A 25,602-nucleotide genomic window follows, 5' to 3' on the forward strand; every position below is an offset into this window, starting at 1 on the left:
CGACGGCAATTCAAAGAAAGCGCAGGAAAGCTCTCCACTTCTGTCGGTGTGACCCTCAGCGCTGAGGCCGGCTGCCCAAGGATTCCTGAACCACTTCCTGGCCGACCGCGCGATCGAGGCGGGCGCGGGCCACGGCGTAATCGTGCAGCGCCTGGATTTGCGTCGTCCGGGCCTGCGTCAGGGAAGTTTCAGCATTCAACACGTCCAACTGCGTCGCCGATCCCGCTTCGGTGCGCGCTTTCGCGAGTCGCAGTGCTTCGTCGGCCTCTTCCTGGACCTTGGATTGCGATTCCAAGACTTCCTTTGCTTCGATGAACGTGGAATAAGCCGTACGCACCTCAAGTTCAATCCTGCGTCCCGCATCGTCGACATCCACCTGCGCGCGTTCGTGTTCGGCGCGCGCCTGAATCACCCTGCCGCGGGTTTCAAAGCCGTCAAAAATGTTCCAGTTCAATTGGGCTCCCACCACCCAGCCGTCGACCTCGCGGCTCAGATCGCTAATATATTGGGAGCTGCGCCATTCGTATCCTGCGAAGCCTTGGAGGCTTGGTTTGTAGCCAGACCGCGCTTGAACGATGTTTTCGCGCCGAAGCTGTTCTGCTTTGCGCAGGGAACCCAGCTCAGTGCGCCGATTCAAAGCCTGCTGGATGGCATCGGGCAAGGAAACATCATAGGGCGCGGCCTCGAGTCGATCGGTCAGTTGCAACGGGATATCCTCCCACACCTCGCGCGGCAGATTGTAACCGAGCTGGTTCACCAGGTTGTTTTTCGCGATGCGAAAAGCGTTTCGGGCGCGGATCAAGTTCGGCCGCTGGTTCGCGACTGCGACTTCGGCTCGCAGCACATTGAAGCGCGGAACTGTTCCAGCGTCGTATCGACGGCGTTGATCTTCGAGTTCGCGGGTCAGGAGGTTCACGGAAGCTTCGTTCACGACGATCTGCTGTTCGGCGACGAGAACATCGAAGTAGGCGATGCGCGTGGCGAGGAGAGTGTCAGCGACTGCGGTTTGGTATTCCAGCAGCGCCTGTTCGCGTGTGAGCCGCGCGGCCCGCAGCGCAGAACTGACGCGGCCACCTTCGTAAATCGATTGAACCAGCTGCACCCCTGCCGCCCAGTTTTGATGCGGGAACTGGGGGCTCCCGCCGACTGGAAACGGCTCGGTAAGATTGGGATCCGTGCTGACGAACGAGGAAGGGCCGCGGGACGTGGTTGTCTGGATGCGGGGAAGCGCAATGGCGCGGGTCTGGATGACAAGGCCGTATGTGGCCTGCAGGTCGCTGCGCGCGCGGGCGATGCTGGCATTCTGGCGCAGCGTGATGTTCAAGGCCTCCAGCAGGGACAAAGGTTTTGAAAGCCACGCGGTTTCCTGCGCTGCGGGAGCGGTGTCAAAGCGCGGCGCGGCGCTTGCAATTGCGGCGCTGGCTGCAATCGAAATCAGAGCTATCACCCGAGTGAACCTTTTCATGAGGCGCACAATATCTTCACCGCGGCCGGAGCCGACGAGCTTTTTTATATACCGGCAGCGGACCATTCGACGCAGCAGAAACTTATGCGATTGTCTATCGTGAATATACGGGATGCGAGAATGAGCGATAATTTTTCGTTTAAGTTTGCTCACCGGAAAACCGGCGCATTACCCTTCGGCTTCGCACTATGCTCAGTGGTATCAATAAGTTGTTTGGCCAGCGGCAGGCCCCCCAGGCCGCTCCGTCTGCGCCAGTCTCACCCAGTCGTTCACCCATTTCCCAAGGCAGCCGGCCAACCTACGCCAAGGTTTTTCGCTGGCGCCTCCCGGAAGGACATGCACAACCGCCGTCCGTCGTTGAAGTAGCGGGATCGTTCAACGGCTGGCAAAAGGTTTCCATGCAGCGGGATGCCAGCACCAATTCGTGGCAAACCACGATCGACCAGATTCCAGCAAACAAGACACATCATTATATGATCCTCGTGGACGGGCAGCCGGTTCATGATCGCAATGCCGACGGTTTTGCGATGCCAGCCGGACCTGACGAGCAGCGTTATCAGTTGATTACTGAGCGCGGCCCGCGAGTGTTCATGCTGTTCGCCCAGGCGAAATAGCCCGCTCCGCACGGGCGCCCACAATCGGGGTTGCAACGTTCGCGAGCTTTCGCGAACCCCACGGCTTTTTTCGAGCGCCCATTCGAAAACAGCCGCTTGAGAAATTTCGCCCAGGCTCTAATCTCGGTTCAACTTACAAATTCCCATGGCTACCAAAACGATCATCAAACCTGCCAAATCCCCCGCCGCTGTTGGTCCTTACAATCACGCCATTAAAGTCGGCGACCTCCTGTTTTGCGCCGGCCAGATTCCCATTGACCCAAAGGACGGCAGCCTGGTTCCGGGCAGCATCCAGGTGCAAACGGAACGCGTGCTGGAGAACGTGAAGTCAATTCTCGAAGATCAAGGATTGACGTTTGCGAACGTGGTGAAGAGCACGGTTTTCATGACGAACCTGGGTGATTTCGCGGGGATGAACGAGGTATACGCGAAGTACTTCACGAAAGATTTTCCCGCGCGCTCCACGATTCAGGTCGCTGCGCTTCCTAAGGGCGCCAATGTGGAGATTGAAGTCGTCGCACATTTTTAACAATCAACTGGCGCGGAAACCTTGCTCCAACCGCGTTTGAATTTATGAGGAAATCCTGGAAGGATAAACTGGCCGATGACAAAAACCTGCCGCGGGTCTTCCAGGTGCCGGGCGAGATGGCCAGGCGGTTCGGGGCCGGCATGATGGTGATCCCGGCGCCGCGCGAAGTGGACGCCCTCATGAAGCGAGTGCCGAAGGGACGGGTTGTGACGATCAATGAACTTCGCAGCGCCGTGGCGTCGCGTCACCAAGCGGATATGGCGTGCCCCATCACGACTGGAATTTTCTCTTGGATTGCCGCGCATGCCGCAGCTGAAGCAAGTTCTCTCGGTTCGAAACGAATCACGCCCTACTGGCGCACGTTGAAAAACGGCGGGGAGGTGAATCCAAAGTATCCCGGGGGTCTTGAAGAAGTCAGCAAACGTCTGCGTGCGGAATGCCACGAAATAGAAAAGCGCGGCAAGCGCGCGTATGTCGTCGATTTCACAAATGTCCTCGTCAGCGGAAAGCGCCTTCTGGGGGCATCCGGATCGTCACGCAAGCCAATGCCGCGGTCGGGCAAGCGCGCATGACTGCTGTCGGTTATTTCGTCATTGGTTTTGTGCTGGGCGGGGGTGTTTGCTTTGCCATCGGCTGGCTCATAGGTTCCCGCAAAAGTGCTGTTCCTGCGGACAACCGATTGGAAAGCGAGTTGCGACAGCAGGTTGCGCAGCGGGAGGCGGAGTTGATTCAACTGCGGGCGCAGCTGGTTGAAGCCACCAACGCCCGGGCGGCTGCGGAGGCAAAGAGATCCGCCGCTGAAAACCTGCTTTCGGAACAGCGGACGCTTCACGAGAACAGCATGGGTGCACTGCAAGAGGCGCAGTCGAAGGCGCTTGCCGATTTGCGGGACGCTTTTAAGGCATTAAGCGCGGATGCCCTGAAGCAAACCGCCCCGGAGTTCCTGCGATTGGCGGAGCAGAGTCTTGGTCGATTCCAGGAAGCGGCGAAAGGGGATCTGGCGCAACGACAGGAATCCATCAAGACGCTTGTTGAACCGTTGAAACAACAGCTCGAGTCCTATCAGAAGCGCCTTCAGCAGAGTGAGGCCGCGCAGTCATCGACCCTCGGCGAGGTGAAGAAGCAATTGGAGTTGTTGTCGCAACAAAGTGAATCGCTTGCGAACGAAACCCAGCAGTTTCGGATGGTGCTGCGCTCGAATCAGGCGCGCGGCCGATGGGGTGAAGAAACCTTGCGACGGGTGGTCGAGGCGGCCGGATTGAGCGCCCATTGCGACTTTGTCGAGCAGACCAAGGAGGGGGATTCCAAGCCTGACCTGATGGTGCGCCTTCCGGGTAACCGTTTGATCATTGTTGATTCCAAGGTTCCCGATTTTGATTTCCTGACTGCGCTGGAAACGGCGGATCCAGTGAAGCGCGCGACATCCCTTGCATCGCACGCTGCAAAGCTGCGATCCACGATCAAGTCACTGGCGGAGCGCGATTATCCGCGCCAATTCCCGCATGCCTTGGACTACGTCGTTTTGTTTGTTCCCGCTGAATCGCTGTTTAGCGCCGCACTCGAGGGGGATCAGGAATTGATTGTCTGGGCGGCAGGGAAGCGGATCCTGCTCGCCACGCCCGCGTCCTTGATTGCGCTGCTTCGGTCGGTGGCTGTGAGCTGGCAGCAACATGCGGAAACAGAGAATGCGGCAGCAATCGCCGAGGCGGCGCAGGATTTATTCACGCGCGTTTGCAAGTTCACGGAACATTTCGAACGCATCCGCGCGGGCCTGGACCGCGCCAACAACGCCTACAATGACGCTGTGGGAAGTTACGAGCGCATGGTGCGACCGGCGGGCGATCGCATCCAGAAGCTGCGTGGCGGCGCGACCCAGAAAGAGCTGGCGGAAATCGTCCCACTGGAAGCAAATCTTCGGCTGCCGCCTGCTTCCTGATGCGAAAAATTCAACTATCAGGAACAAATCGTACCGCACGGCCAAAAGACTTGGGGCAACGCTCCGAAATCGCACGTCAAGGCAACAAAACCGTAGGGCAACGCCCCCCAATCATAGAGCAGACCGCACGAATCGTAAGGCGGAGCGGCCGAATTGTAGGATGGAGGACCGAATCTTAAGTCCCGTGCCCGAAATCTCAGGTTCAAGCGGCTAAACCGTAAGTTTAAGGACGGAATCGTGGCGCAGCGCACAGTACTCGCTGGTCCAGTCAACGAAATCCCAAGGGCGGGCTCCCGAATACTATGGTGGTACGAATTCACACGAATCAGCAGAGCCTTTGATGGATGGGACGCAGCGTGTGGGTAACCGATTGAAGGCTCCAAGCTGAAGCTGAATTCCGCTTCTTGTGTCTCAGGAGTGGATGATTTCTCCCCCAGGGAATGGCCAGTGATGCCACGCTTCGTTGCCAGGAACACACCCGATCCAGGCAGGTTACTTATGGTCAGGCAATTATCACGAGCGGTTTGATGAACTTGACACCCCATCGAAGATCCGGCTTCGCAATTCGCAACCTAAAGTATTCCGCCTTTTTCGTGGCAACAACCGGTCGTGGTTGAACAGGGCAACTTCATAAACTTATAACCATCGATTTGCGCGTAACAGTCGAATCCCAAGCTGTGCATATCAGAAGCGCCGCAAATTCCACTGCGAGGCAAACTTATAAGAAATGGGTCTGGCATTGCTGATGCTGATGATAACAACTAACTGGAGCCAAAAAGCGAAGGTTAGAAAGGAAATCCTATGGAAACTGAAAACACATCGGCGGCGGTTGAAACGCCGCCGGAATTGAAACCGACAGTCCACAACAAGCCGCTCGGGCCTTTGAACCGGGCGCAGATGGAAGCGCTCAACGTGGCCGACATGGTCGGCGGTGCAGCGCAGAATGCGGATTACGCGCTGGCATTGGCCGGGCGGGACATCAGCCCGGAGTTTACGCGCAAGTTCCGGAAACTGGTCGAAGGCGTGCGCGAACAGGCTACCGCATTGCTTGTTAGCGTCACGGTGCGCCGGGTGGCGATTATAAACGAACGCCGCGCATGGGATGCGCTCGCTGCGGTAGTGAAACAGGTGCAGATGGCCGCAAAACAAAAGTACGCGCGCACCAACCGTCCCAGGCTGGACGACTACCTCATCGGCACCAAGTGGGAACGCACCAACGCGAGCCTTGCCCAGGCTTCGCAAACTGTCCTGGGCGTCGCTTCTACCGATACGCTGCCGGGAATCAATGCCAGGCTCAAGGGCTTCCAGAAAGTCCGGGAGGAATGGGTTGCGGCCTGCGATGCCGTGGCGCACGCGACGGCGGCGGTTGCACATGACCGCGATGAGTTAGCGGCGGCAATAAGGACCGTCAACGATCAACGCTTCACGATCCAGGCCGCGGCTGCTGCGGAATGGCCGCACGGAGATGAATCGAACCGAACCGTGCGTCTCGCGTTCGGATTGAATCCTTCGCGCCAACTGAGGGCTGGATAGAAATGCAGGGGAATCATGTGACAGGCGCTTTGATTCCAAAGCGCCTGTTCGTTTTCGAACTTTTTATACTGACATCCCATATCTGGGTGAATCGTGGGCGGAACCTTCATTTCATACCGCCCATCCAGCGCAGAGTAGCTTGGCCTGCTCCAACACGGTTTGTGTCGCCTTTTCTTGCTTGTCCGGCGGATAACCGTATTTGCGCAGGATACGGCGGACTATGACACGGATTTGGGCCTGCGCGGCTTCGCGGAGCGTCCAGTCAATGGTTACGCTCTTGCGGACTTGTGTGACCAACTCCCGCGCGATGTCTTTCAACGTGGGTTCGCCGAGAACTTTCACCGCGCTGTCGTTGACTTCCAACGCATCGTAAAACGCTACTTCATCATCCGTCAGTCCAAGCTTCTCGCCGCGTTGATGGCCTTCACGCATCTTCTTCGCCAGTTCGATCAATTCGGCGATGACTTGTGCGGCTTCGATGGTGCGATTCTGATATTTTCGGATGGTGGCTTCGAGCATCTCAGCAAATGAACGGGACTGAACCAGATACTTCGCAGACCGGATTTTCAGCTCGTTGTTCAGCAACTTCTGCAACAACTCGACCGCGAGGTTGCGCTGGGGGAGGTGTTGGACTTCGGCGAGAAATTCATCCGACAAAATAGAAATATCCGGTTTCTTCAATCCGGCGGCATCGAAGATGTCTATGACCTTGTCGGACGAAATCGCTCGGGAAACGATCTGCCGGACTGCGGTCTCGTATTCCTCCGCTGACTTCTTCCCATCACCACCGTCGATGGGCTTCGACAACACGGCGCGAACTTCCTGAAAGAAACCGACTTCATCACGAATCTCCAAAGCCTTCTCGTGCGGAACAGACAAGGCGAACGCCTTGGAGAGTTCCATGACCGCTTGCAAGTATCGCGGCTTCCCATCCGTCTGTTGCAGCACATGCTCGACGGCTTGCGCGATGAGCGGCATTCGCTTTGCAGGCGAAGCCTCAGCAGCGGACTGAAAGTCGAAACCATGGAGAATGGCGCAGACCTTCTCGTATTTCTCCAGCATTACGGCCACGGCTTCCTCCTGGTCCAGCTTGATTTCGCCTTTGCCTTTGCTGTTGGTGTAATCAACCAGCGCCAGTTTCAGTTCTTCCGCGAGCCCGAGATAATCCACCACCAATCCACCGGGCTTGTCTTTAAAAACGCGATTCACGCGCGCGATGGCTTGCATGAGGCCGTGGCCTTTCATCGGCTTGTCCGCATACATCGTGTGCAGACACGGCGCGTCAAAGCCGGTGAGCCACATGTCGCGCACAATGACAATCTTGAACGGATGCTTCGCGTTCTTGAAATTCTTCGCCAGTTCCTCGCGGCGCGGTTTGTTCCGGATGTGCTGCTGCCATTCCAATTTGTCCGAAGCCGAGCCGGACATGACGATCTTCATCGTGCCTTTGGCGTCGTCATCGTCATGCCATTGTGGGCGGAGCTTTCGAATGGCATCGTAAAGATCCACGCAGATGCGGCGGCTCATGCAGACGACCATCGCCTTGCCATCCATGGCGCCGAGGCGCGCCTCCCAATGCTTTACCAAATCTTCGGCCACCAGACCGATGCGCTTTTCCGTGCCGACCATCGCCTCCAGTTGCGCCCATTTCCGGCGCAGACTTTCCTTGGTGGATTCCTCGGCGTCTTCGGTCACCTCCGCGAAGTTCGGGTCAATCTTCGGGCGTTCCTCCGGCTTCAAATCAATCTTCGCCAGCCGCGCCTCGTAATAGATCGGCACGGTCGCGTGATCTTCCTTCGCCTGGAGAATGTCGTAAACGTCAATGTAATCGCCAAACACGGCCTGCGTGTTCTTGTCGCCCTTCTCGATGGGCGTGCCGGTGAAGCCGATAAACGAAGCCTTGGGCAGCGCATCCCGCATGTGCTTGGCGAAGCCATCAATGAAATCGTATTGGCTGCGGTGCGCTTCGTCGGCAATGACCACGATGTTGCGCCGGTCGGATAGCAGCAGATGCTTGCCGCTCTTCTCATCGGGAAAGAATTTCTGAATGGTGGTGAACACCACGCCGCCGCTCGCCACTTTAAGCAACTCACGCAAATGTTCCCGGCTCTCAGCTTGCACCGGCTTCTGCCGTAGCAAATCCGCGCAGGCAGAGAACGTGTCGCAAAGTTGATTGTCCAGATCGTTGCGATCCGTGAGGACGACGAGCGTTGGATTCTCCATCGCCGGGTGCTGAATGATCTTCCCGGCGTAGAACACCATCGAAAGACTTTTGCCGCTGCCTTGCGTGTGCCAGATGACACCGGCGCGCCGGTCGCCTGTAGCGCAGGCGTCCTCGCCTGCGAGTTTACCGGGCGTCTCGCCCGGTGTTCCTTCGCGCGGCGAGACGCCGCTCGAACTCGCAGCCGGGACGGCCGCGCTACGCTGAAGACCCGCCGCCCTGACAGTGGACTCCACCGCTTTGTTCACCGCGTGGAATTGATGATAGCCCGCCAACTTCTTCACCACCTTTTGCCCGTCATCTTCGAACACGATGAAGTTACGGATCAAGTCCAGCAGGCGTGACTTCTCAAACACGCCTTTGAGCAGCGTTTCCAGTTGCAGCGAACCGGGCGGGACAAGCTCCATGCCCGTGACGGTGCGCCACGCCATGAAGCGTTCCCAGTCCGACGTGATCGTGCCGAGTCGCGCTTCGTGTCCGTCGGAAATCACCAGAAGCGCGTTCGTGTTGAACAGCGACGGGATTTGCGCCTTGTAAGTTTGAAACTGGTTGAACGCATGGCGAATCGTGGCCTGCGCGTCCGTGATGTTCTTCAGTTCCAGCATCGCCAGCGGCAGGCCGTTGATGAACACGACCACGTCCGCGCGCCGGTTGAAGTGTCCTTCCTCCACCGTGAACTGATTGACGGCGAGAAATTCATTGGCCTCGGGATTCGCGAAATCAATCAGCCACACCTTGTCGTGAACGATCTCGCCTGCCTTGTTCCGAAACTCCACATCCACGCCTTCCACCAGCAGCCGATGAAACGCGCGATTGTTTTCAATCAGCGTGGGATGACTGAACAACCGAACTTTGCGCAATGCTTCCTGCAAACCATCGGCGGGAATTTTCGGATTGAGAGACGGCAGTTTCCCTTGCAGTCGACCGAGCAGAAGAACGTGCGTGAAGCTCTCACGTTCTGCCGAGGGTTCGCGAGGCGCTAGGTGAGGCCCATAAACGGTGACGTAGCTCAGCTTTTGTAGCCAATCCAGTGAGGCAAGCTCGACATCGTTTTCAACCAGGTTTGCAGGCAAAACATTCCTCCATGTTACGCACCGCACTGGTCTGGAATCCCCTTGGGGATGGGCTGAAACTCCTCGCCACTGCATGGCTGAAAATCTTCCGGCCAGCACGCGTGCATCCGGCAGAGCAAACGCTGTTGGAGCGGTGCATCCCGGTTCACACGATGAACAAAGATTTTAATAAACTCAGGTTCGCATCCTTGAAAAAGCTTCCAGACATCGTGTGCGAGGTAGCGCGGAACATAACCAAGCATCAAGCGGTCGGAATTGACAGTTCGCAATGCCACCGCATTCCGGTCAGCCGGGTTGCAGAGGTCTAGCATTGGATAAAGTGGTTCGTCTTGTTGCAAGGATAGCACGCGGGCTTTCGCCGAGTCCGGCATGTAGCGCAGCCCATGCAGGAAGAACTTGCTCAAATAGCAACCTTGTTCGTCGGGCGCAGGACACGGAAACAATTCAATCATGTCCGTCCGGCGAATTCCCTCTGTGACTCCGAGAACCGCGATAGGATCAGGCTGGCTTGCGGGGTCAAAACCGCTCCACTGCAAATAGGCTTCGTATTCCGGGCGTGACTTGGGCAGAAGGCGATTGGCGAATACGGGAAACAAGTCATTGGACTCGTAAATCTCTTCGAGGTTTTCCATGCCGCTGAACGGAGTGAACCCCGCCGCCGTTCGCGCGCCATTGGTATAGGCAAACCGATATGTTCCGTCCTTGAACTCCAGACGTCCAATCGGACTCCAACCGCCCGTGCTTGAATCAGCGGAACGTGAGGCAACAAGTAGTGCGTTCATGGTCAAAAGCTTTCTACCAATCGGCGCTGGTTGATCATCAACAATTCCAAAGTGAATTCTCTCGTCACCGGCGACATCCGTTCCGGTGGAACTTCCGCCAGAATCGCGTCCATCGCACTGTGACTGATTCCGCTCAGTCTGCCCAGCCAGATTCTTGCCGCCGCACTGTCACGTTCGGTGAATTTACGAAATACGTCCAGCGCAAGCATGGTTTTCTCGTTTTTGGCTGTGGCATAAAAACCCGATCGCGCTTTCCCGGCAAAATGCTCGACGGTCCGGTTCTTGTCCCGTGTCTCAATGCGCGACTTGCGGTCTTGATCTGTCAGGTTCCGCGCCAACGATGCGCCATGATCAAACGTAGGTGACAGCCGCAACATTCCCGCGTTCAAAACCGCGCCCCAGTTCTGATGGTGCCGGTCCTGATTTGCCACCCAGGCGTCCAGCATCATGTAACCAATGAACACTCCCAGCGCCGTTGTGATTTCCGTCGGTGTGCCGCGCATCCATTCGGGCGACGGCGGATGCAAAGCTGCGACCACGTCAGCTACGGCGTCCACCGTGTATTCCCGAATACCGTATTTTCTTTCCTCTCCAGCCGGATAAGCCGGATCGCGCTGAACCAAAAGCTGATTACCCAGGATCAACGACAACGGACGGGGAGCAAAGCTGGGACAAATCACACCGGGCTGTATCGGTTTCTGTCCATCGAACTCATAGGCCAGATCGTATTCGACGTGCGGAATGCCCAGCCGTCGGCACAGTTCGCAAACGATTTTCTCTGCCCAATCTTCACCCGTGCCGCGTTCTTCCGCCTTGAAAAGATACCGCTGTCCGCCAGAAGAGAACCAAAACTTCCGTTTCGTTCCGAGGTATTCGATATCCTCGGCTTGGCCTTGATCAACTTTACGGATGGGAAACATGCTCAGATGGCATGGGCACGCGCAACTCGCCCGAGGGCAGTTTGGGCAGCAGCGCGTCCAGCGTGTAGGATTCCAAATTCTTTCCGATGAGCGTGGGATGACTGAACAACCAAACCTTGCGCAACGCCTCCTGCAAACCTTCGGCAGGAATTTTGGGGTTCAGCGCTGCCAGTTTGAATTGCAGCCGGTCGAACAGGAAAACCTGTTTGTAGTCAGTGCGCTCAGCCGCTGCTTCGCCCGGCGCGATGGTCAGGCCGGACAAAACCTGGTAGCCCAGTTCACCGAGCCAATCGAGAGAACATTGTTCAACAACCGACTCGGAGATGCCGTTGTTCATGTTAGCGCCGCATTACGGGCGGGTGGTGCGTACCGTTCCACCAGGCGGGTGTAAACTTGTTGCAAAGTTTTCTCCGGATCGTCAGTGAATCCGACGAAAGCACTCGACCACTGCAGGCTGCTATCATCTGATGGCAACACCTGTTGCACGATCTCAAGCAACCAGCCTGCAGGAATAGGCGCTGTGGTAGTTTGCATATTGGCCGCGACTTCTGAAAACCTAGCCTGCAAATGCTCTAACGCGGCGAGATAGTGAATTTCGTCAACCTGATTGAACATTCTCTTTATGCGATCGCACGAAGACGAAAAGCGCGCCCCGAGGTAACGTTGTTCCGGCGCGTGGAGCACGACGCCGATATTCGCAAACTCACCTGTGACGACGTCGTGGACGTATCGGAAGGTGATGGTGCTATAAGCTGTTTTCACGGCGAGTTCAAAAAGTCAGTTTCAATTCCCGGATCATTTGGAGAAAGTTGATGCACCGAATCGCCTTCACCTGACAGACGTCAGGAACGCGCGGTTTTTCGAGATTGCCGCTGATAATTTCGCCGGGCACCACGACCGCGTTTCGTTCTATCGCGGTTGCGATTACGAACGGATCAGCTTTGGAACGGCCGCGAAGCGTGTCTACAAGACGCGGGTATTCGCTCAACAATGCGACCGCTCGAAGTTGTATCGGCTCATCCAGCGCAACCAACATCTGCTTTCGAGCCTTGATCCAATCCTGGAGATCGTCCGATTTCCGCTCCAACTCTAAATATACCTCCTCGCTGGAAATGATTTCGCCGGACGCTATCAGCGCGTCGATCTTCGCCCACAGCGTGGGAAACACATCCGGTGGATAATGGCGTTGCCAGCCATCCAGCCAGCCGCTGGTATCCACGCAGTAGGGCATAGCTTACGCGATTGCCTCCATGCCTGGTCCGGGAAGAAGCTGCTGTGTAATTTTCTGTAGATGCTTCGATTGAACACCCAGATAATCCACGATATCGGCGCTGCTCACGGCATTGCGCTGGTACCCTTCCAACACCAATGACGTGAACGGCCTTCCGATTGCCGAAACGACCCTCACCTCGATTGGCGGTCCGCCTTCGCCTTGCTGTGGTGAATACCACGATTGCTTCTGCCAACCGCGCCGCTTTTGGCGATAGACCGATGGGGCAACACGATGCAACGCCACCAAGCGCCGCAGGATTGCTTCCGGGCTGGCTTTGATCCGGTTCGCAAAACGTTTCAGCGCCGACTCATCGCCCATCATGGCGGCAGGATTATTGGCCGCTTCCGCTAGGAATTCCTTTTTGGGCATGAGGACCGCGGCGGCAAATCGGTTTCCGACCCGCTCCAAAATTTGATCTTCCGGAAGTTTCTGCCCTTCCAGTTTGCTGGTTCGATGCCCGCCGTTGTTCAGCAGGATGTGAATGAACTCGTGCAGCAGCGTGAAAATGCGCCCGTGCGGTGCATCAGCATTGTTCAGGACGATGACGGGCAGCGGCCCATCGGGCATGCTGATGCCGCGCATTTCGTCCACGCTGATCATTCCGGTTTGGAACACAAGCACGCCCTGCCGTTCGATTGCGCTTCGCCACGCATCCAACGCAGCATAGGGCCCATTCCAGGATAATTGTTTGGCCCAGGAAATCCCCAACAACTCACGAACACGTTGCGCCACCGCTTCCTCGTCTTCGTCGGGATGAACCACCGCGGTCGTGTGCGGGATGTCTTCCTGCAACCGTTCGTATAATTCGCGCGCAATCTCGCGGCGAAACAAAGCCGTGCGCAAGGCCAAACGCAATTCTGGCGTCTCTTTCTGCGGCAATAGGCCTGGAAGCCGGCGGAATTCCCGCTGCGCATCGAAATCTTTGGGCGGCTCGGACAGAAAGAAAACCGCCAAGGGCCTTTTGTAGATTTCTCCCAGCTTCCGAAGCTGGGGAATCGAAGGCTGGCTTTCACCCGCTTCCCACGCGCGTAGAGTTTCCACCCCGATGTCAGCCTTGGTCGCCGCGTCTTCGATGGCAAAACCGGCGCGTTCCCTCGCCCAAACGAGGAGGGCCGGCTTGACCAATGCTGGAATGCTTCGCGGCACGAATGAATTTAAGCTGTTATCCCCGGTTTAGGCAATTCCGTTGGAAGGCACGCGGTGCCCCAGGTGTTCTAACGGAATCATTTTTCTGGATCAATCATTCCTAAGATTCTTAACAATTGGAGCAAATACTCGTTGCATCGTCTCAAGTTTCTGCCGCAGCCAATCGAACTGTTCCGACCATAATCTTTCGTTAAGAAAGTCTGCATCCTGACGCACTGCCAGCCGACATGCTTTTTTTCCTTCGATGTTGCGCCAGCGCAAGGCAAACCCAAGGTCGCTCTCAATCTGGGATTTGCGTTTTTCAAGTGCTGCGAAATCCTGTTTTGCCGTGTTTCCTTCCAAATATAGCTCAGCTCGAATTTCGGGACCTAGTCCGCCCGGCTCAGAGTTTACCGTCGATATGATGGATGTGAGATGCAATCCCGCACGACCCAGCGCGTGATTCATCCAGTGCTGTGGAAATGGTTTCTGGCACTTCACTGAACTCTGTCTCTTCTCCATGTAATCCTTGAATGCGGTCCAGAACCTTAATTGGAACTGATTATGTGCAGACATCTCGCCTTGCGCCGCCTGCTGCACCGACCGCGTCCAGTCGTTGGGTTTGCTGACAATGTTAAACTTCGGAGCGATCGGCGAATCTCCGATTCGCCACAATTCTACTTCCAAGCCGAAGAAGGTGATCTTCTCATCAGTGCGTTCGTTTAACCAATCCAATGCCGCCCGATGTTCCTCCGTGAACCGTTCTGCCACCCAAACAATAGTCACGGCTTCCAGCCCCGCGGCGTATGTGAGCAACTGGCCTAAATGACAGTGATCGGTGCGCTCCAGTTGATTCTCGATCAATACCCAGGCATCGGATGCCGTGTCTTTGCAGAGAATGTCGGCGCGAAATGGCCCCACTTCCTTTTCCTGTGCCTCACATTCCAGTTCGATGCCGATGGTTTCGCCGAGCAGCTTAAGGTTCTCAGGCTCGGCCAGCCAGGGTGTGAATTGGCCGGATTCCGAAAGCCACACCTCCCGGAGATCAATCTTCTGTAAACGACCTAGACTTTTAGTGTTCATGAATCTGGCTCTTCGGTTTCAGACGCCCGTGCCACGTACGCGACCACAGCAGTCGTAATGGCCAGAATCATCTGCGATTCGAGCTGGTCGTAATGCGGGTTGGGAGAGTGGTGCGGCGGATTCGAAGCGTCCTTTATTGCGCCAAGGGTGCTGTTCAGCCAATCGTATGTCGCCTTTCCCATCTTCTTCTCCCAACTTTTCTTCAGGACAGGAATTTTACGGGATTCGGTGTGACTTGGATCAACAGAGACAAGATCAAAAAACTTTTCCAAGGCCATCCGGCATTTCCCGACGGCATCGTCATAATAGCCGAGACGATGCTTCTCCTCTGCCTGCTTTAATGATTGAAAGGAGTGATCGAGAGCCTGGCAGGATTCCAACGGAACCGCCGGAAACTCTACGATATGAATTTTGCCGTATCCGATCCCAGGCAGGACATGCTCGATCCAATCTGATTGTGAGATTTCAATTCCTTCCTGCAGTCTGGCCAGAAAAAGATTTTCGAGTTCCCATGCCGCCTCACTTGCCACAATTACAGGACGATGTTCGTCGATATGTAGGTCAATCCAGAGGTCCAGTTTTACCGAGCCTCCTTCTCGATACTGCTCCAAAGCGTAAATTTGCTGAACGTCTAAACCGAAATCCAACGTCAGATGGGTCGAAACTCTACCATCTTCAGGCTTCATCAAACGGTTAACATATTCAGTCCTTGCCTCGGCGATTCTCGTTGTTTTTGGAAATCGAAGCTGCGCTTCAGCCGTTCGGAAGACATAACGCTTGTGTGAATCGCGTTGAAACGAAATTGACAGTGGAACCTGCCAGTAAAGGGACGCGCAGCCTGGATTGCCAGATCCCCACAGATTGGAGGTACTCTTATCCAGTTCGATCAACATTCCAGTTGGACCGCCGCGGAATTGTGGATGGCTCATGTTATTGTTCGAATCCGAGCACAACCGGAAACGCCGCCAGCGGGATTTTCGGGTTCAAAGCCGCCAGCTTGGATTGCAGCCGTTCGAAAAGAAAAACCTGCTTGTAGTCCGTGCGCTCCGCCGCTGCTTCGCCCGGCGCGATGGTCAGGCCGGACAAAACCTCATAGCCCAGTCCAGTGAGCCAGTCGCGGGTGGCTTGTTCGACGATGGTTTCCGTCAGTTTAGTCATTTAGATGGCGGGCTTTGGAACTACTGTTTGCAAAGCTTCAATGAATTCTTGTGCGTTCTCGCTCCGAAGCCATCGCATAATCTGGTCAGAATATTTGAGCGCGAAGACTGCGCCTGCTTCTGAGGCCAAACCTTTAATTTTGTAATAGCGGAGAGCCGCGCTGAAATCATTGTCTGTACTCACACGGCCAATCTCGGTTTCCCACCTTTTGTAAATCTCGGTTGGATTGATGGCGGCGCATGCGCTCGTAAAAGCAGTTGCTAACGCTTCTGCCCCATCCTCACCTTTACCAATGCGCCGGAGCTTCATCTCCATTTCTTGTCGGGTTAAGTTTGAAATGACTTGGACACTGTTTCTTTTCAGTGATTCCAGCACACGGGATTTAACCTGTGCCGCTGTCTCGTCTGGGTTTCGACCAAGCTTAGTCGCGGCAAGCCTTAGAACAGGCTCAACGAGAAACAGGTTTTCGACGAGCGCGACAGGAAGCACCGCTACACCGAGCTTATTAAGCATCTGGATGTCAGCCTCCGAACGACCATCATTATCAACTAGGCCGCCGCAAGTATTGTGATGCAGTTCCGCCATTGCAGCAAAACTCCGCGTTGAGTGTATGACAACCTCGCACGAGCCGCATGGCACAACTGTGTATTGAGGAAAGACTTTGCCGTAGATGAAGTAGTCCAGGTTGTCACGCTCTCCTTCAACGAAAAGAACTGGGCGGCGGCTTCCCATTACTTCCAGAAGCATCGATTCGGGAAACGCGTCTGTTTCAGGGACTTCTTCCCAATCCCATTTGTCATTTGTGTATTCACGCAGCCAAACTTTTGTTGCGTCTTTTCGTGACGCGGCGAAGCCAAGATCGTGAGTGATGTAAACAAATGTGCAATCCGCTCTGGCAACCTCGACAGCGTCCCAAAGCCGCGATTGAATCGCTCGGTGAAGGTGCAACTCCGGCTCATCTACAATAAAGACACCATTCTTCGGCGCGCTTAAAGCCTCGCCAATTAAATGAAAAATTCCCCGTTCCCCGTCGCTCATTTCCTTGGCGTGATAGGATTTGGAGTCTTTCCGGTTTCGTGCTTCGATTCGGGTGCCAGTAATAATCAACTCGCGCGAAGGCAGGATTGTCTCCCAGATCTTTTTTACCACATCCAACCTCGTCACTGGAGGAGCAACATATTGGTTTTCCGCCTGCATCGTGACGCGATATTTGTCGCTGACCGTAAAACTTTCGGAAACCATGAGCGTAACCAAAGGTTCGAAGTCGGCGAGTAAAGCCGTCGCTGGTTTGTTTTGCCATCTGGTGTGGAGGCGATGATGCGCGAAGTCCGTAATGGAGTGATGGCCCGAAAACAACCTGAGTTCTGCTTCCTGATAATCTCTAGGCTGGACTCGCTCAGGAAAAACCAGAGATCGATGTGCCCCGACGCGGTGATGCAATTTCGCATCTCTGGAATCGAGCCAAGCTCCAAAACGTGTTTTACCAGACCCATTCGCTCCAACAACGACGAGCACACGGTCTTTTAGAGGTAGGATGTGCCCGTTCGGATGCTTGACCGTTGGTGGCATGGGAACATAGCGAATGGAAGGGTTGTTCATACTCATTATGAAAGGTCTTCGATGATGGTCTTGATCCGGTTTTCCCGGAACAGATTCCAAACTCCTTTGTGTTTCATCTTATGGCCCTTTCCGTTGCAAACCGGCACGCTGCCAAACATTTCACAGAACTTTACCAACAAGGCGCGCTCCAATCGAAACCACGTCCGCACGTGCTTACGTCCCTTGCAGCTGACAATCGCGACGGTAAAACTTTTTACGCCGTGAAGATTGAGAATCTTATTTGCTCGGTATGCGACACTTGAAGCGATTCGTGAGAGCCCCTTCTTGGTCGTTCCGATATAGGCAATCTTTGAACGTTCGCTTCCATATTTGAGCTTCTTGTTTGCTTTGATCACATAAACCAACCGTTCCTTCCCGAGACTCAAACGCGTCACGTGCATTGCATCTTCCGTGGGAAGCGAAACATTGAGGCGGCGTGCAGACATCAGTTGAAGGGTTTATTTGTTGGCACGCGCAACTCGCCCGAGAGCGGCTTGGGCAGCAGCGCGTCGCGCAGTGCAACGAGGGTTGCGGGAAATGTTGCAATCTGATTAAAACTGCTCATGGAGTCACGACTGGCGTTCGAAGCCAACAGATAACGAGGAGAACAATCACCGCTGCGACAATAACTCCAACACTCAATGTGAAGCTGAGGGGAAGTTTGTCCCGAAAGAACTTAAAATGCTTTTGTTCGTTAATCCAGTCAATCTGGTGTTCCCAAAAGAATTTGTAGTGAGCGAACCAACCGCTGAAAAGAATCTGATCGCTGATTCCGGTTTTACCGTATTCCTCTTCGAGTGCCGCCAACTGCCGCTCCAATTCGGGCAAATCTGCATCTTTGGCTGCTTTGACATTGAAGTAGAGCGCCTTCAGTTTGTTAAAAAGTTGAGTCAGCTTCTGGCCAACCTCCGCATACTCCGCCTTTTTGTGGTCGTATAGCGCAATGCTGATTCCCAAAACACCCAGCACGATGAACGCCGCTGAAAAAACCTTCGTTGCTAGCCAATCAACGAAAAGCGAAAAAATGCCGATTGCAGTTGAAGCAAAGCCAATGACTGCTGGCACTTTGTCTGTAATGTCGTATGTGGCAAAATGTTTCTTCGCACCGAACCCAACATTGTAAGCGGTGTCAGCGATATGCTTCAACAAATCTGGCTTTGTCATGTGTTAGTAGTAATTGGGACGTGTATGCGATCCTTCGCAACAACGACTCCGTTTTTGATGGCGTAACATTCAACGACATGATCACCCTTAAAGTTTGTCGTTTCGGTTTTTTGTTGATGGCCCTTGTCATCAACAATTTCGCCTCGAATGCAGTCTCTTTTTTGTGCCTCTTCGCCTCGATTGAGCACTTTCCATTTAAGCTCATAAGGTGGAGGCACAGTGTTTTGGACAACACTGAAATTCAGATCCTTGTTCGCCAGCAATGGAATATGATACGCAATCATTTCTCGAAGCCGACGCTCAAGAAATCCCCTTTGTTTCACATCACAGTCAAGTTTCAGCGTGTAGCGAATGTCGACGGGAAAAAGGTCTTCAATGAATTCCTCAGTATTTCGCCAGGTGGCGGATGCCATTGCCGTTTTGGCCTCCTCAACTGCCTCGGCAGCAGCCGGGAACTGCCGCCCATAGACTTTTTTCCACTTTTCATTAACATTTTTCTGTTTCTTGTCCTGCGCTTCAATCGCTGCAAGGCAGAGGCGATGCGCCTTTCTTGCCTTTCGTTGAAACTTCTTCCTGACCTTTACATGCTGGCCACTGCCCGGCGCTGCGTAACGATCCTGTTCCGGCTGCTCACCCAAATACTTAAAAAAATCTCGGCTAAGCAAGTCGTAGTAAAGGTAGCTGCGACCGTCGTAATCTTTTGTGCTTTCCAGAAAATTGTAGGCTAGTGTATCGATTAAAAGGCCGCTCATTCCCAAGCCGTGTTTATTCTTCCATGCTCGCGCCATTTTGCAGAGCCGCTTCAAATTCAAATTCTTGGCGTTATCCAGCTTGGTAACGGCCTCCATTTCTTCGCGCGGCTTGGTTATTTTCCAACTACCTTCGTCTTTCGTGTCCGGATATTTATAGCTTCCGTCGTCCTGTTCAAACACCGGCTGAATTTCGACATGGAAGTCTGCGTATGTAACCGTCACGACCAAGCGGTCCACACGAACATCTGTTGCGGGATACCGGGTGACTACCGCAGCTTTTACGTCCTGCAAAAGCTTTAGCTGCCGCCCGTCCTTGTAAGTGTTCCACTCTCCTTTCGGCATGATGTAAAGCATGTCCAAGTCAGAGATGCCATCAATACCTGTATTCCTTCCGAATGAACCAACTTGAAGGACGTTCGCTGTTTTGGATTCCGTGTCTCGGAACTTTTTATTGAGCGCGGCTGTTAGCTCGCCGTAGCGAAGACTGATCGTCTCCGTGTTCTGGATTACGAGGTTGCCGAGAAAAACACTAAACATGTCAGCTACGGACATAACCCTCCTTCGTTTCGCGCGCCCGCAACTCGCCTGAGAGCAGCTTGGGCAGCAGCGCGTCCCGCAGCGTGGCGATGGCCAACGGGAGCAGCCCGTCATCAACGCAACGCGCTCCGCCATTATCGACGGCACATTTGTAAACGTAAATGCGGTGCTCCCTCATGCTGTGACCTCCGTGAATTTTGCGGCCGTCGGAACGCGCAACTCGCCCGAGAGGAGCTTGCGTGGCTCCGGTAGCCTAGCATCACAAAATGAAAGTCGGTGGTGGAGTTGTTTCATTTCCGTCACATCATTTCATTTGCTTTGCGCTTGGCTTCTTTGAACTCCTGCGATTCGTTGATCGCGCGAATACTTTCGTTAAGAGCGGCTTGCCGTGTGCGGTCTTGTTCAATGAATTTGCTGAACGCCTGCTCTGCATCATCCAATGCTTGCTCATTCAGGGTTTTCACTTTCCTGAACTGACGATAATCCACTGCGCAGATCAATAGATGAGCAACAATTGCTGCGGTGGAGATTGCTCCACAGTGGCAGACTTCGACCCACGGAATCACATTGCCGGCTGTTCCTTCCGCGTTATCGGGATAGGGAACAAGTTTTCCCCGCAGGCTCTTGCGTTCGAATCCCAACAAAATCGTGATCGGACTAGAGTCGCCAAGGAACTGTTGCCACTTGTGAGCCTCCCCCAAGGCGCGTTCTTCTGATTGAGATGTGAAATCGAATAGGGAAATGCCCCCGAGTTGCTGACAAGCGTATCGGCCGCCCCAACGATTGAGCCATCCATCATTCGGTTTGACGAAGCTTTCACTTTGAATCTTGCGCCAATGTTCCGGGCTTGTGCGATGCCAGAGCAATCCGTTCCGCAACTCGTCCCAGAGCGGGTGACCAACATGCATCTCATTGCCCTCGTTCATGCGGTAGTCTCAACAAGTTCAGCAGGCACGCGCAACTCGCCCGAGAGCAGCTTGGGCAGCAGCGCGTCCCGCAACGCGGCGAGGGTGCGGGATTCTTCTTTGTTCGCCTTGATGCGCTCATCCAGTGGCGTCACTTGGCTGACAAATCTTCTTTGGAACTCAATCGGCGGCAGGGTGATTTTGAACCGTTTGATGGAATCGAACGTGATTTGCGGGAATGTTCCCGAGCGAGACTCAGCTTCAATTTGAAATTCCTTCAACGCCTCCGCCGAAGTCAAAAGCTGATACAGAATTCTCGGCTCAATCGTTTCAAAAGCGCGAACCACCATGAACTTCGTGGATACGACGTAATCAACCGGATCAAAATCCACATACGCGTATCGGCGATTGCCGGGGCGAATCTCACTAAACAAAATATCGTTCCTGCGGATGGCTTTCTTCGCCTGTCCCGGCAGACCGATCTTCGAACTGCGGTTAGAGTGCAAAAAGTCACCGCACAGCACGTCGCCGGTATTCACAAAAACAACGTCTGACACTTCCGAGAAATCGAATGTATTTGAAGCATTCTCTGCAACTTCTCCGAGAGTTGTTTCGCGCCAGCCTTTGGGGAGGGCGGATTGAGTGGCGTCCCCGCCTTCGCCAAGGCTACGGCCGGCAGGCACGAACCAGGATTTGAACAGGGTCTGGGCCAGCGCCTCCAGCGTCTCGTTCATCCGCCGGTTCAACTCAATCTTTGCGGACAGCGTGAAATACAAATCGCCGATGAACTCCTGCACCTTGCGCTCGGGGATTTGGAGCAACAGTTTGTCGAAATCACCTTTCTTAAAGTGAGGGATGAGCGTGCCAACGTGCATTTGTTCAATCTGTGATTGAACAGCGGGCGAGCGCAGCACAGCGAAAAGGAATTTGGGATAAACTTTCTTCTCGTCCGCTCGAATTGCGACCATGTCTTGAGCAATGCAGAAATCTACAGGGTCGGGAACGAGGCAAACCCTTCCAGGCGTCGCCTTGTTTACAAAAAGTATGTCGCCCGGTCGCGGATGCCCGCGAAACCATGTGTCGTAGGTTTCCTGCGACACATATCGTGCCTTCTCGTAAGTCGGGTAGAGCAATTCGTTCCGAATACAATTTGTCGCAATGAGCGGAATTCCTTTTTCTGCGGTGGGGCAAGTCTTTCCTCGGTTGTCCACCACATCGCTGAGGAGTTCAGAGAATGGAAGCTCGTCAACTTTCATAGCCGAGCTTTGTCAGATTTGCCCGAATCGCCTTCTCCAGCTTTGCCGATTCGACGAATTGTTCTTCGAGCGTGGCGGTGAGGCGTTTCATCTTTTGCTCGAAGGGTTCGGAATCTTCTTCCACTTCCGCCGCGCCCACGTAGCGGCCGGGCGTGAGCACGTAATCGTGTTTGCGGATTTCTTCGAGCGCCACGGATTTGCAAAAGCCCGCCACGTCTGCATACGCAGCCGTGGAGTCTTTAGTTTTCAGTTTCGAGTTTTCAGTTCTCCAAGAATGGTAACTGTCTGAAATCTTTTTGATTTCTTCCGGCGTGAGTTCGCGGTGGATGCGATCCACGAGCACACCCATTTTTCGCGCGTCAATGAACAGGGTGTTTCCCCGGCGGTCGCGGTGTTTGTGGTTCTTTTTATCACGAGCAAGAAACCAGAGGCAGACGGGGATTTGCGTGGTGTAAAACAACTGGCTGGGCAGCGCGACGATGCAATCCACGAGGTCGGCTTCGAGGATGGCTTTGCGAATTTCGCCCTCGTTCGAGGTCTGCGTGGACATCGAGCCGTTGGCCATAACAAAGCCGGCCACGCCTACGGGCGCGAGGTGATGGATGAAATGTTGTATCCACGCGTAGTTGGCGTTGTTCACGGGCGGCATCCCGAATTTCCAGCGCACGTCCTGCCGCAGATGTTCGCCGCCCCAATCGCTCATGTTGAATGGCGATTGGCGAGGATGAAATCGGCCTTGAGGTCGGGATGCAGGTCGGTGCGGAAGCTGTCGGCGTTGCGCGGGCCGAGGTTGGCGTCGATTCCCCGGATTGCCAGGTTCATTCGTGCCAGTTTCCAGGTCGTAAAATTCGACTCTTGTCCATAGACGGCGATGTCGCCGATGCGGCCGCCGTGTTCCTCGACGAATTTTTCCGAGGAGACGAACATGCCGCCCGAGCCGCACGCGGGGTCATAGACGCGACCTTTGAAAGGTTCGAGCATCTCGACGAGCACCTGCACGATGCATTGCGGGGTGTAGAATTCACCGCCACCCTTGCCTTCGGCGCTGGCGAATTTGCCGAGGAAGTATTCATAGACGCGCCCGAGGACGTCCTTGGATTTCGCAGCGGATTGGTTGAAGCCGATGTTGCTGATGATGTCCACGAGGCCGCCGAGCCGGACTTTGTCTAGGCTGGGCCGGGCGTAATCGCGGGGCAGCACGCCTTTAAGGGTGGGGTTCTCGCGCTCGATCGCGCCCATCGCGTCGTCAATCACCTTGCCGATCTCCGGAGACTTGGCCTTGGCGTTGATGTTGTGCCAGCGGGCTTCGGGCGGCAGCCAGAAGACGTTTGCGGCAAGGTATTCGTCGCGTTCGTTGGCGGCGGTGTCACGTTGCGCTTCGTCCTTGATGAAGGAATCGCTCTTGGGATCGGAGAAGCCGAAGAGGAGTTGCTCGCGCTTTTCCTCGAAGGCGTCGGAGATGTATTTCAGAAAGATGAGGCCAAGGCAGACATGCTTGTATTCCGAGGCGTCCATGTGGCCGCGCATCTTGTCTGCGGCGGCCCAAAGCTGGGCTTCGAAATTCATACCGGAATCGTTTGAAGAAGCTTTCTTAGAGCCGTTTCCTTTTCCTTTTTTCACAGAGTCTCGTCAGGTTCGGTTCCCAGGCTGGAAGGATTGAACACGTCACACGTGGTCTGCTGCAAAGGGTTCAGATCCTGCCAACGGAATTGGCGTTCACGGTAAGGAACTATTGCGGAGTTTCAAGATGCAAGTTTCCTGAAACGAACGACGAAGCCTTTCAGTGTCACATCGACCAATGTCCGTCGCGTCATCCGTTCATCCATCCGTTCCAACGACAATCAACTGCGTTGAACTTTCAGGCCGTGTTTGATCCGAACGAAAGCGAGCTATTCCTTGTCGCGGACAATGAAGCTCAGTTGCCGCTCCGTTTTATGTTGCCTTCCTGCATGCGTGACACGTCATTCACGCAGCGGACGGAGCGCGGCTCTGTGAGCCGCAGCTTCCCGTGTTGTCCGTTGATTCGGAATATTCGATCGCGTCCTTACCTGTCATGTTGCTGCGGGTCTGCGACCCGCAGCAATGTGAAAGGTGGGGACGCTTCGGAAACTCCGGACGCTGCGGGTAATTCGGAGTGCTTGGGCTCACAGAGCCGCGCTCCTGTGGCAACATCCGCTGCTGTCCGACCGGCGCAACATCGTGGTCATCGCGGACGAAGCGCATCGCAGCCAACAGATTTCATTGATGGCTTCGTTTCCAGACTGGGACTGCTTCACCTCGGAAAAGGTCGCGGGCTAACATTTGCGGGAGTTGCTGAAAGTCGCAAGCGGCCGCGTGGTGTTCCCCAACAGTTTAGAAAATTCTTTTCCGATAAGGAGCGCGGGTCTGCGACCCGCAGCAATGTGAATCGTGAGGACACCTCGGAAACTCCGGAAGCTGTGGGTAATTCGGAGTGCTGCGGCTCACAGAGCCGCGCTCCTGTGGCAAACATCCGCTACTGCCCGACCAGCGCAACATCGTGGTCATCGCGGAATTGATGGCTTCGTCCGTGTTTTCCCTTGAAGATTATGAGTGACAATTCCCCGGCTGCTCATTTAAAACGTTCGCGTGACAAGGATCACCATTCTCCACTTGGGCAAGGCAGCGACATTTTTCGCTATTTGTGCGATCACGGACACCCTCCACAGCGCGGAACCCGCTTCAGGCGGTTCGTTCCTGGATCTTCCTGCGGTTTCCAGCATCAACGGCAAGCTGGCGTATTCCGGCGGCTCGATGGAGTCGTTTGAAAGTCACAATGTGGACGGCAGCGTTTCGATTCCTGTAGGCGAACGGTTCGGATTCCAGGCCGACGGTTTGTATTCCAACATCGATGGCGACGACTTTTACGGCGGTGCCGGACACGTTTTCTGGCGAAAGCCGGACCTTGGACTGATTGGCATCACGGGCGGATATCTGTTTCGGGAGGGTGTTGAGACGTATCACGCGGGAGCGGAAGTCGAATACTATTGGAAGCGCCTGACCTTGCGCGGATTTGCCGGCATTGGAGCGCTCACCTATGAATTCCCGGTGCCATTCATTGACTCCGATCCCATGCGTTTTGCGGGCACGCTGGGCGCGAGCTATTATCTGCTGGAAGATCTGCGCGCCGGCGTTTCCTACTCCACCGTGCTGCATAATCACCTTGGAAAAGCGGAGGTCGAATATCAAACCCCGGTTTCAGGGTTAACGTTGACCGGCGAGTTCGCATTGGGTGAGCACGATTATGATCACTGGCTGGTGGGGGTGCGCTGGTACTTCGGAGAAAAGAAGTCCCTGCGCGCGCGGCATCGCACCGATGATCCGCCGAGCCTGATGCCGCAAATCCTGCAAGGACTGGGAGTGTATGGAGCCGATTTCAACAAACGGGCGCGGCACTATCTTCGTCAGGATCACCTGCCAGGCAGCGGCACTGTTTATGGGAGCAGTTTTAGTTTCGGTGTTGAGAGCCAGATGTACATCGGTTGGCCGTCCGGAATTAACTCCGGCGTTGCAGATTTCGACCCGACGCTGGATGCAACCCCGTGATCCGGGGAGGATGCAGGGCGATAGGGTGCATGAGGGCATTGGCCTAAAGGACGAAAGGATAGGGGATAACCGCTCTCACCCAATCGGGGTGCTTGTCAGTTCGCGTTGGGGTT

The 25,602-nt window shown here is 54.8% G+C and carries 24 protein-coding genes and 1 pseudogene; 6 read left to right on the forward strand and 19 right to left on the reverse strand.

All coding sequences use genetic code 11. From position 1 onward, the window contains the following. Window positions 1-55 precede the first annotated feature (55 nt). A complete protein-coding gene (locus VEH04_17985) occupies window positions 56-1,465 on the reverse strand; it encodes a TolC family protein (protein ID HYG24668.1) in 1,410 nt (469 codons plus the stop codon). A 188-nt stretch (window positions 1,466-1,653) separates the two neighbouring features. Here VEH04_17985 and VEH04_17990 point away from each other — a divergent pair, with 188 nt between their 5' ends. The 5 genes from VEH04_17990 to VEH04_18010 all read left to right on the forward strand — a co-directional run bounded on the left by VEH04_17990 (window position 1,654) and on the right by VEH04_18010 (window position 6,077). After that, complete coding sequence (locus VEH04_17990) at window positions 1,654-2,079, forward strand: glycogen-binding domain-containing protein (GenBank protein ID HYG24669.1); 426 nt, start codon at window positions 1,654-1,656, stop codon at window positions 2,077-2,079. Window positions 2,080-2,224: 145 nt separating this feature from the next. Beyond that, window positions 2,225-2,608 carry a RidA family protein gene (locus tag VEH04_17995; protein ID HYG24670.1) on the forward strand — a complete coding sequence of 128 codons (384 nt, stop codon included), beginning with the start codon at window positions 2,225-2,227 and terminating at the stop codon, window positions 2,606-2,608. A gap of 44 nt (window positions 2,609-2,652) precedes the next feature. After that, window positions 2,653-3,180 (forward strand): hypothetical protein, encoded by a 528-nt coding sequence (locus VEH04_18000; protein HYG24671.1) that lies wholly within the window; start codon window positions 2,653-2,655, stop codon window positions 3,178-3,180. Beyond that, window positions 3,177-4,544 (forward strand): DNA recombination protein RmuC, encoded by a 1,368-nt coding sequence (locus VEH04_18005; GenBank protein HYG24672.1) that lies wholly within the window; start codon window positions 3,177-3,179, stop codon window positions 4,542-4,544. Before VEH04_18000 ends, VEH04_18005 begins: the two co-directional genes overlap by 4 nt. 801 nt (window positions 4,545-5,345) lie before the next feature. Further along, window positions 5,346-6,077: a hypothetical protein gene (locus tag VEH04_18010; protein HYG24673.1), complete on the forward strand. Its 732-nt coding sequence runs from the start codon at window positions 5,346-5,348 to the stop codon at window positions 6,075-6,077. A gap of 111 nt (window positions 6,078-6,188) precedes the next feature. Here the strand turns inward: VEH04_18010 and VEH04_18015 are convergent, their stop codons facing one another. The 18 genes and pseudogenes from VEH04_18015 to VEH04_18100 form a co-directional block, all read right to left on the reverse strand. After that, window positions 6,189-9,371 carry a type I restriction endonuclease subunit R gene (locus VEH04_18015; protein HYG24674.1) on the reverse strand — a complete coding sequence of 1,061 codons (3,183 nt, stop codon included), beginning with the start codon at window positions 9,369-9,371 and terminating at the stop codon, window positions 6,189-6,191. A gap of 14 nt (window positions 9,372-9,385) precedes the next feature. After that, window positions 9,386-10,153 (reverse strand): HIRAN domain-containing protein, encoded by a 768-nt coding sequence (locus VEH04_18020; GenBank protein ID HYG24675.1) that lies wholly within the window; start codon window positions 10,151-10,153, stop codon window positions 9,386-9,388. A gap of 2 nt (window positions 10,154-10,155) precedes the next feature. Further along, window positions 10,156-11,073 carry a hypothetical protein gene (locus VEH04_18025; GenBank protein ID HYG24676.1) on the reverse strand — a complete coding sequence of 306 codons (918 nt, stop codon included), beginning with the start codon at window positions 11,071-11,073 and terminating at the stop codon, window positions 10,156-10,158. Then, complete coding sequence (locus VEH04_18030; GenBank protein ID HYG24677.1) at window positions 11,057-11,410, reverse strand: hypothetical protein; 354 nt, start codon at window positions 11,408-11,410, stop codon at window positions 11,057-11,059. Before VEH04_18030 ends, VEH04_18025 begins: the two co-directional genes overlap by 17 nt. Beyond that, complete coding sequence (locus tag VEH04_18035) at window positions 11,407-11,835, reverse strand: DUF3037 domain-containing protein (GenBank protein HYG24678.1); 429 nt, start codon at window positions 11,833-11,835, stop codon at window positions 11,407-11,409. The genes VEH04_18030 and VEH04_18035 overlap by 4 nt, the downstream gene beginning before the upstream one ends. Window positions 11,836-11,842: 7 nt before the next feature. Then, complete coding sequence (locus VEH04_18040) at window positions 11,843-12,304, reverse strand: DUF4411 family protein (GenBank protein ID HYG24679.1); 462 nt, start codon at window positions 12,302-12,304, stop codon at window positions 11,843-11,845. Window positions 12,305-12,307: 3 nt separating this feature from the next. After that, window positions 12,308-13,492, reverse strand: a complete 1,185-nt coding sequence (locus VEH04_18045) for an XRE family transcriptional regulator (protein HYG24680.1) — start codon at window positions 13,490-13,492, stop codon at window positions 12,308-12,310. A gap of 90 nt (window positions 13,493-13,582) precedes the next feature. Then, window positions 13,583-14,554 carry a DUF4268 domain-containing protein gene (locus VEH04_18050; GenBank protein HYG24681.1) on the reverse strand — a complete coding sequence of 324 codons (972 nt, stop codon included), beginning with the start codon at window positions 14,552-14,554 and terminating at the stop codon, window positions 13,583-13,585. Beyond that, window positions 14,551-15,483, reverse strand: coding sequence for a hypothetical protein (locus VEH04_18055; GenBank protein HYG24682.1), 933 nt, complete (start codon window positions 15,481-15,483; stop codon window positions 14,551-14,553). The genes VEH04_18050 and VEH04_18055 overlap by 4 nt, the downstream gene beginning before the upstream one ends. Before the next feature lies 1 nt (window position 15,484). Continuing rightward, window positions 15,485-15,712 (reverse strand): hypothetical protein, encoded by a 228-nt coding sequence (locus VEH04_18060; protein ID HYG24683.1) that lies wholly within the window; start codon window positions 15,710-15,712, stop codon window positions 15,485-15,487. Then, window positions 15,713-17,311, reverse strand: a complete 1,599-nt coding sequence (locus tag VEH04_18065; protein ID HYG24684.1) for an AAA family ATPase — start codon at window positions 17,309-17,311, stop codon at window positions 15,713-15,715. A 5-nt stretch (window positions 17,312-17,316) separates the two neighbouring features. Next, window positions 17,317-17,757 carry a hypothetical protein gene (locus VEH04_18070; GenBank protein ID HYG24685.1) on the reverse strand — a complete coding sequence of 147 codons (441 nt, stop codon included), beginning with the start codon at window positions 17,755-17,757 and terminating at the stop codon, window positions 17,317-17,319. 115 nt (window positions 17,758-17,872) lie between these two features. Next, on the reverse strand, window positions 17,873-18,475 hold the full coding sequence (locus VEH04_18075; GenBank protein HYG24686.1) for an SLATT domain-containing protein: 603 nt from the start codon (window positions 18,473-18,475) through the stop codon (window positions 17,873-17,875). Continuing rightward, window positions 18,472-19,779 (reverse strand): nucleotidyltransferase, encoded by a 1,308-nt coding sequence (locus VEH04_18080; protein ID HYG24687.1) that lies wholly within the window; start codon window positions 19,777-19,779, stop codon window positions 18,472-18,474. Before VEH04_18080 ends, VEH04_18075 begins: the two co-directional genes overlap by 4 nt. Beyond that, on the reverse strand, window positions 19,766-19,942 hold the full coding sequence (locus tag VEH04_18085) for a hypothetical protein (protein HYG24688.1): 177 nt from the start codon (window positions 19,940-19,942) through the stop codon (window positions 19,766-19,768). The genes VEH04_18080 and VEH04_18085 overlap by 14 nt, the downstream gene beginning before the upstream one ends. 121 nt (window positions 19,943-20,063) lie before the next feature. After that, the gene (locus VEH04_18090) at window positions 20,064-20,690 is read right to left on the reverse strand and encodes a hypothetical protein (GenBank protein HYG24689.1); all 627 of its coding nucleotides are present in this window, start codon (window positions 20,688-20,690) and stop codon (window positions 20,064-20,066) included. Continuing rightward, the gene (locus tag VEH04_18095; protein ID HYG24690.1) at window positions 20,687-21,925 is read right to left on the reverse strand and encodes a restriction endonuclease subunit S; all 1,239 of its coding nucleotides are present in this window, start codon (window positions 21,923-21,925) and stop codon (window positions 20,687-20,689) included. Before VEH04_18095 ends, VEH04_18090 begins: the two co-directional genes overlap by 4 nt. Continuing rightward, a pseudogene (locus VEH04_18100) lies at window positions 21,915-23,491 on the reverse strand (class I SAM-dependent DNA methyltransferase). Before VEH04_18100 ends, VEH04_18095 begins: the two are co-directional and overlap by 11 nt. A 1,041-nt stretch (window positions 23,492-24,532) precedes the next feature. Here VEH04_18100 and VEH04_18105 point away from each other — a divergent pair. Next, window positions 24,533-25,489, forward strand: coding sequence for a hypothetical protein (locus VEH04_18105; protein ID HYG24691.1), 957 nt, complete (start codon window positions 24,533-24,535; stop codon window positions 25,487-25,489). Window positions 25,490-25,602 lie beyond the last annotated feature (113 nt).

This window comes from Verrucomicrobiia bacterium (assembly GCA_035629175.1).
Classification (GTDB): domain Bacteria; phylum Verrucomicrobiota; class Verrucomicrobiia; order Limisphaerales; family DASXHY01; genus DASXHY01.

Coding starts and splice junctions, on each gene's coding strand:
- VEH04_17985 (HYG24668.1), bottom strand. CDS start 1,465: ATGAAAAGGTTCACTCGGGTGATAGCTCTGATTTCGATTGCAGCCAGC.
- VEH04_17990 (HYG24669.1), top strand. CDS start 1,654: ATGCTCAGTGGTATCAATAAGTTGTTTGGCCAGCGGCAGGCCCCCCAG.
- VEH04_17995 (HYG24670.1), top strand. CDS start 2,225: ATGGCTACCAAAACGATCATCAAACCTGCCAAATCCCCCGCCGCTGTT.
- VEH04_18000 (HYG24671.1), top strand. CDS start 2,653: ATGAGGAAATCCTGGAAGGATAAACTGGCCGATGACAAAAACCTGCCG.
- VEH04_18005 (HYG24672.1), top strand. CDS start 3,177: ATGACTGCTGTCGGTTATTTCGTCATTGGTTTTGTGCTGGGCGGGGGT.
- VEH04_18010 (HYG24673.1), top strand. CDS start 5,346: ATGGAAACTGAAAACACATCGGCGGCGGTTGAAACGCCGCCGGAATTG.
- VEH04_18020 (HYG24675.1), bottom strand. CDS start 10,153: ATGAACGCACTACTTGTTGCCTCACGTTCCGCTGATTCAAGCACGGGC.
- VEH04_18025 (HYG24676.1), bottom strand. CDS start 11,073: ATGTTTCCCATCCGTAAAGTTGATCAAGGCCAAGCCGAGGATATCGAA.
- VEH04_18030 (HYG24677.1), bottom strand. CDS start 11,410: ATGAACAACGGCATCTCCGAGTCGGTTGTTGAACAATGTTCTCTCGAT.
- VEH04_18040 (HYG24679.1), bottom strand. CDS start 12,304: ATGCCCTACTGCGTGGATACCAGCGGCTGGCTGGATGGCTGGCAACGC.
- VEH04_18050 (HYG24681.1), bottom strand. CDS start 14,554: ATGAACACTAAAAGTCTAGGTCGTTTACAGAAGATTGATCTCCGGGAG.
- VEH04_18055 (HYG24682.1), bottom strand. CDS start 15,483: ATGAGCCATCCACAATTCCGCGGCGGTCCAACTGGAATGTTGATCGAA.
- VEH04_18060 (HYG24683.1), bottom strand. CDS start 15,712: ATGACTAAACTGACGGAAACCATCGTCGAACAAGCCACCCGCGACTGG.
- VEH04_18065 (HYG24684.1), bottom strand. CDS start 17,311: ATGAACAACCCTTCCATTCGCTATGTTCCCATGCCACCAACGGTCAAG.
- VEH04_18070 (HYG24685.1), bottom strand. CDS start 17,757: ATGTCTGCACGCCGCCTCAATGTTTCGCTTCCCACGGAAGATGCAATG.
- VEH04_18075 (HYG24686.1), bottom strand. CDS start 18,475: ATGACAAAGCCAGATTTGTTGAAGCATATCGCTGACACCGCTTACAAT.
- VEH04_18080 (HYG24687.1), bottom strand. CDS start 19,779: ATGTCCGTAGCTGACATGTTTAGTGTTTTTCTCGGCAACCTCGTAATC.
- VEH04_18085 (HYG24688.1), bottom strand. CDS start 19,942: ATGAGGGAGCACCGCATTTACGTTTACAAATGTGCCGTCGATAATGGC.
- VEH04_18090 (HYG24689.1), bottom strand. CDS start 20,690: ATGAACGAGGGCAATGAGATGCATGTTGGTCACCCGCTCTGGGACGAG.
- VEH04_18095 (HYG24690.1), bottom strand. CDS start 21,925: ATGAAAGTTGACGAGCTTCCATTCTCTGAACTCCTCAGCGATGTGGTG.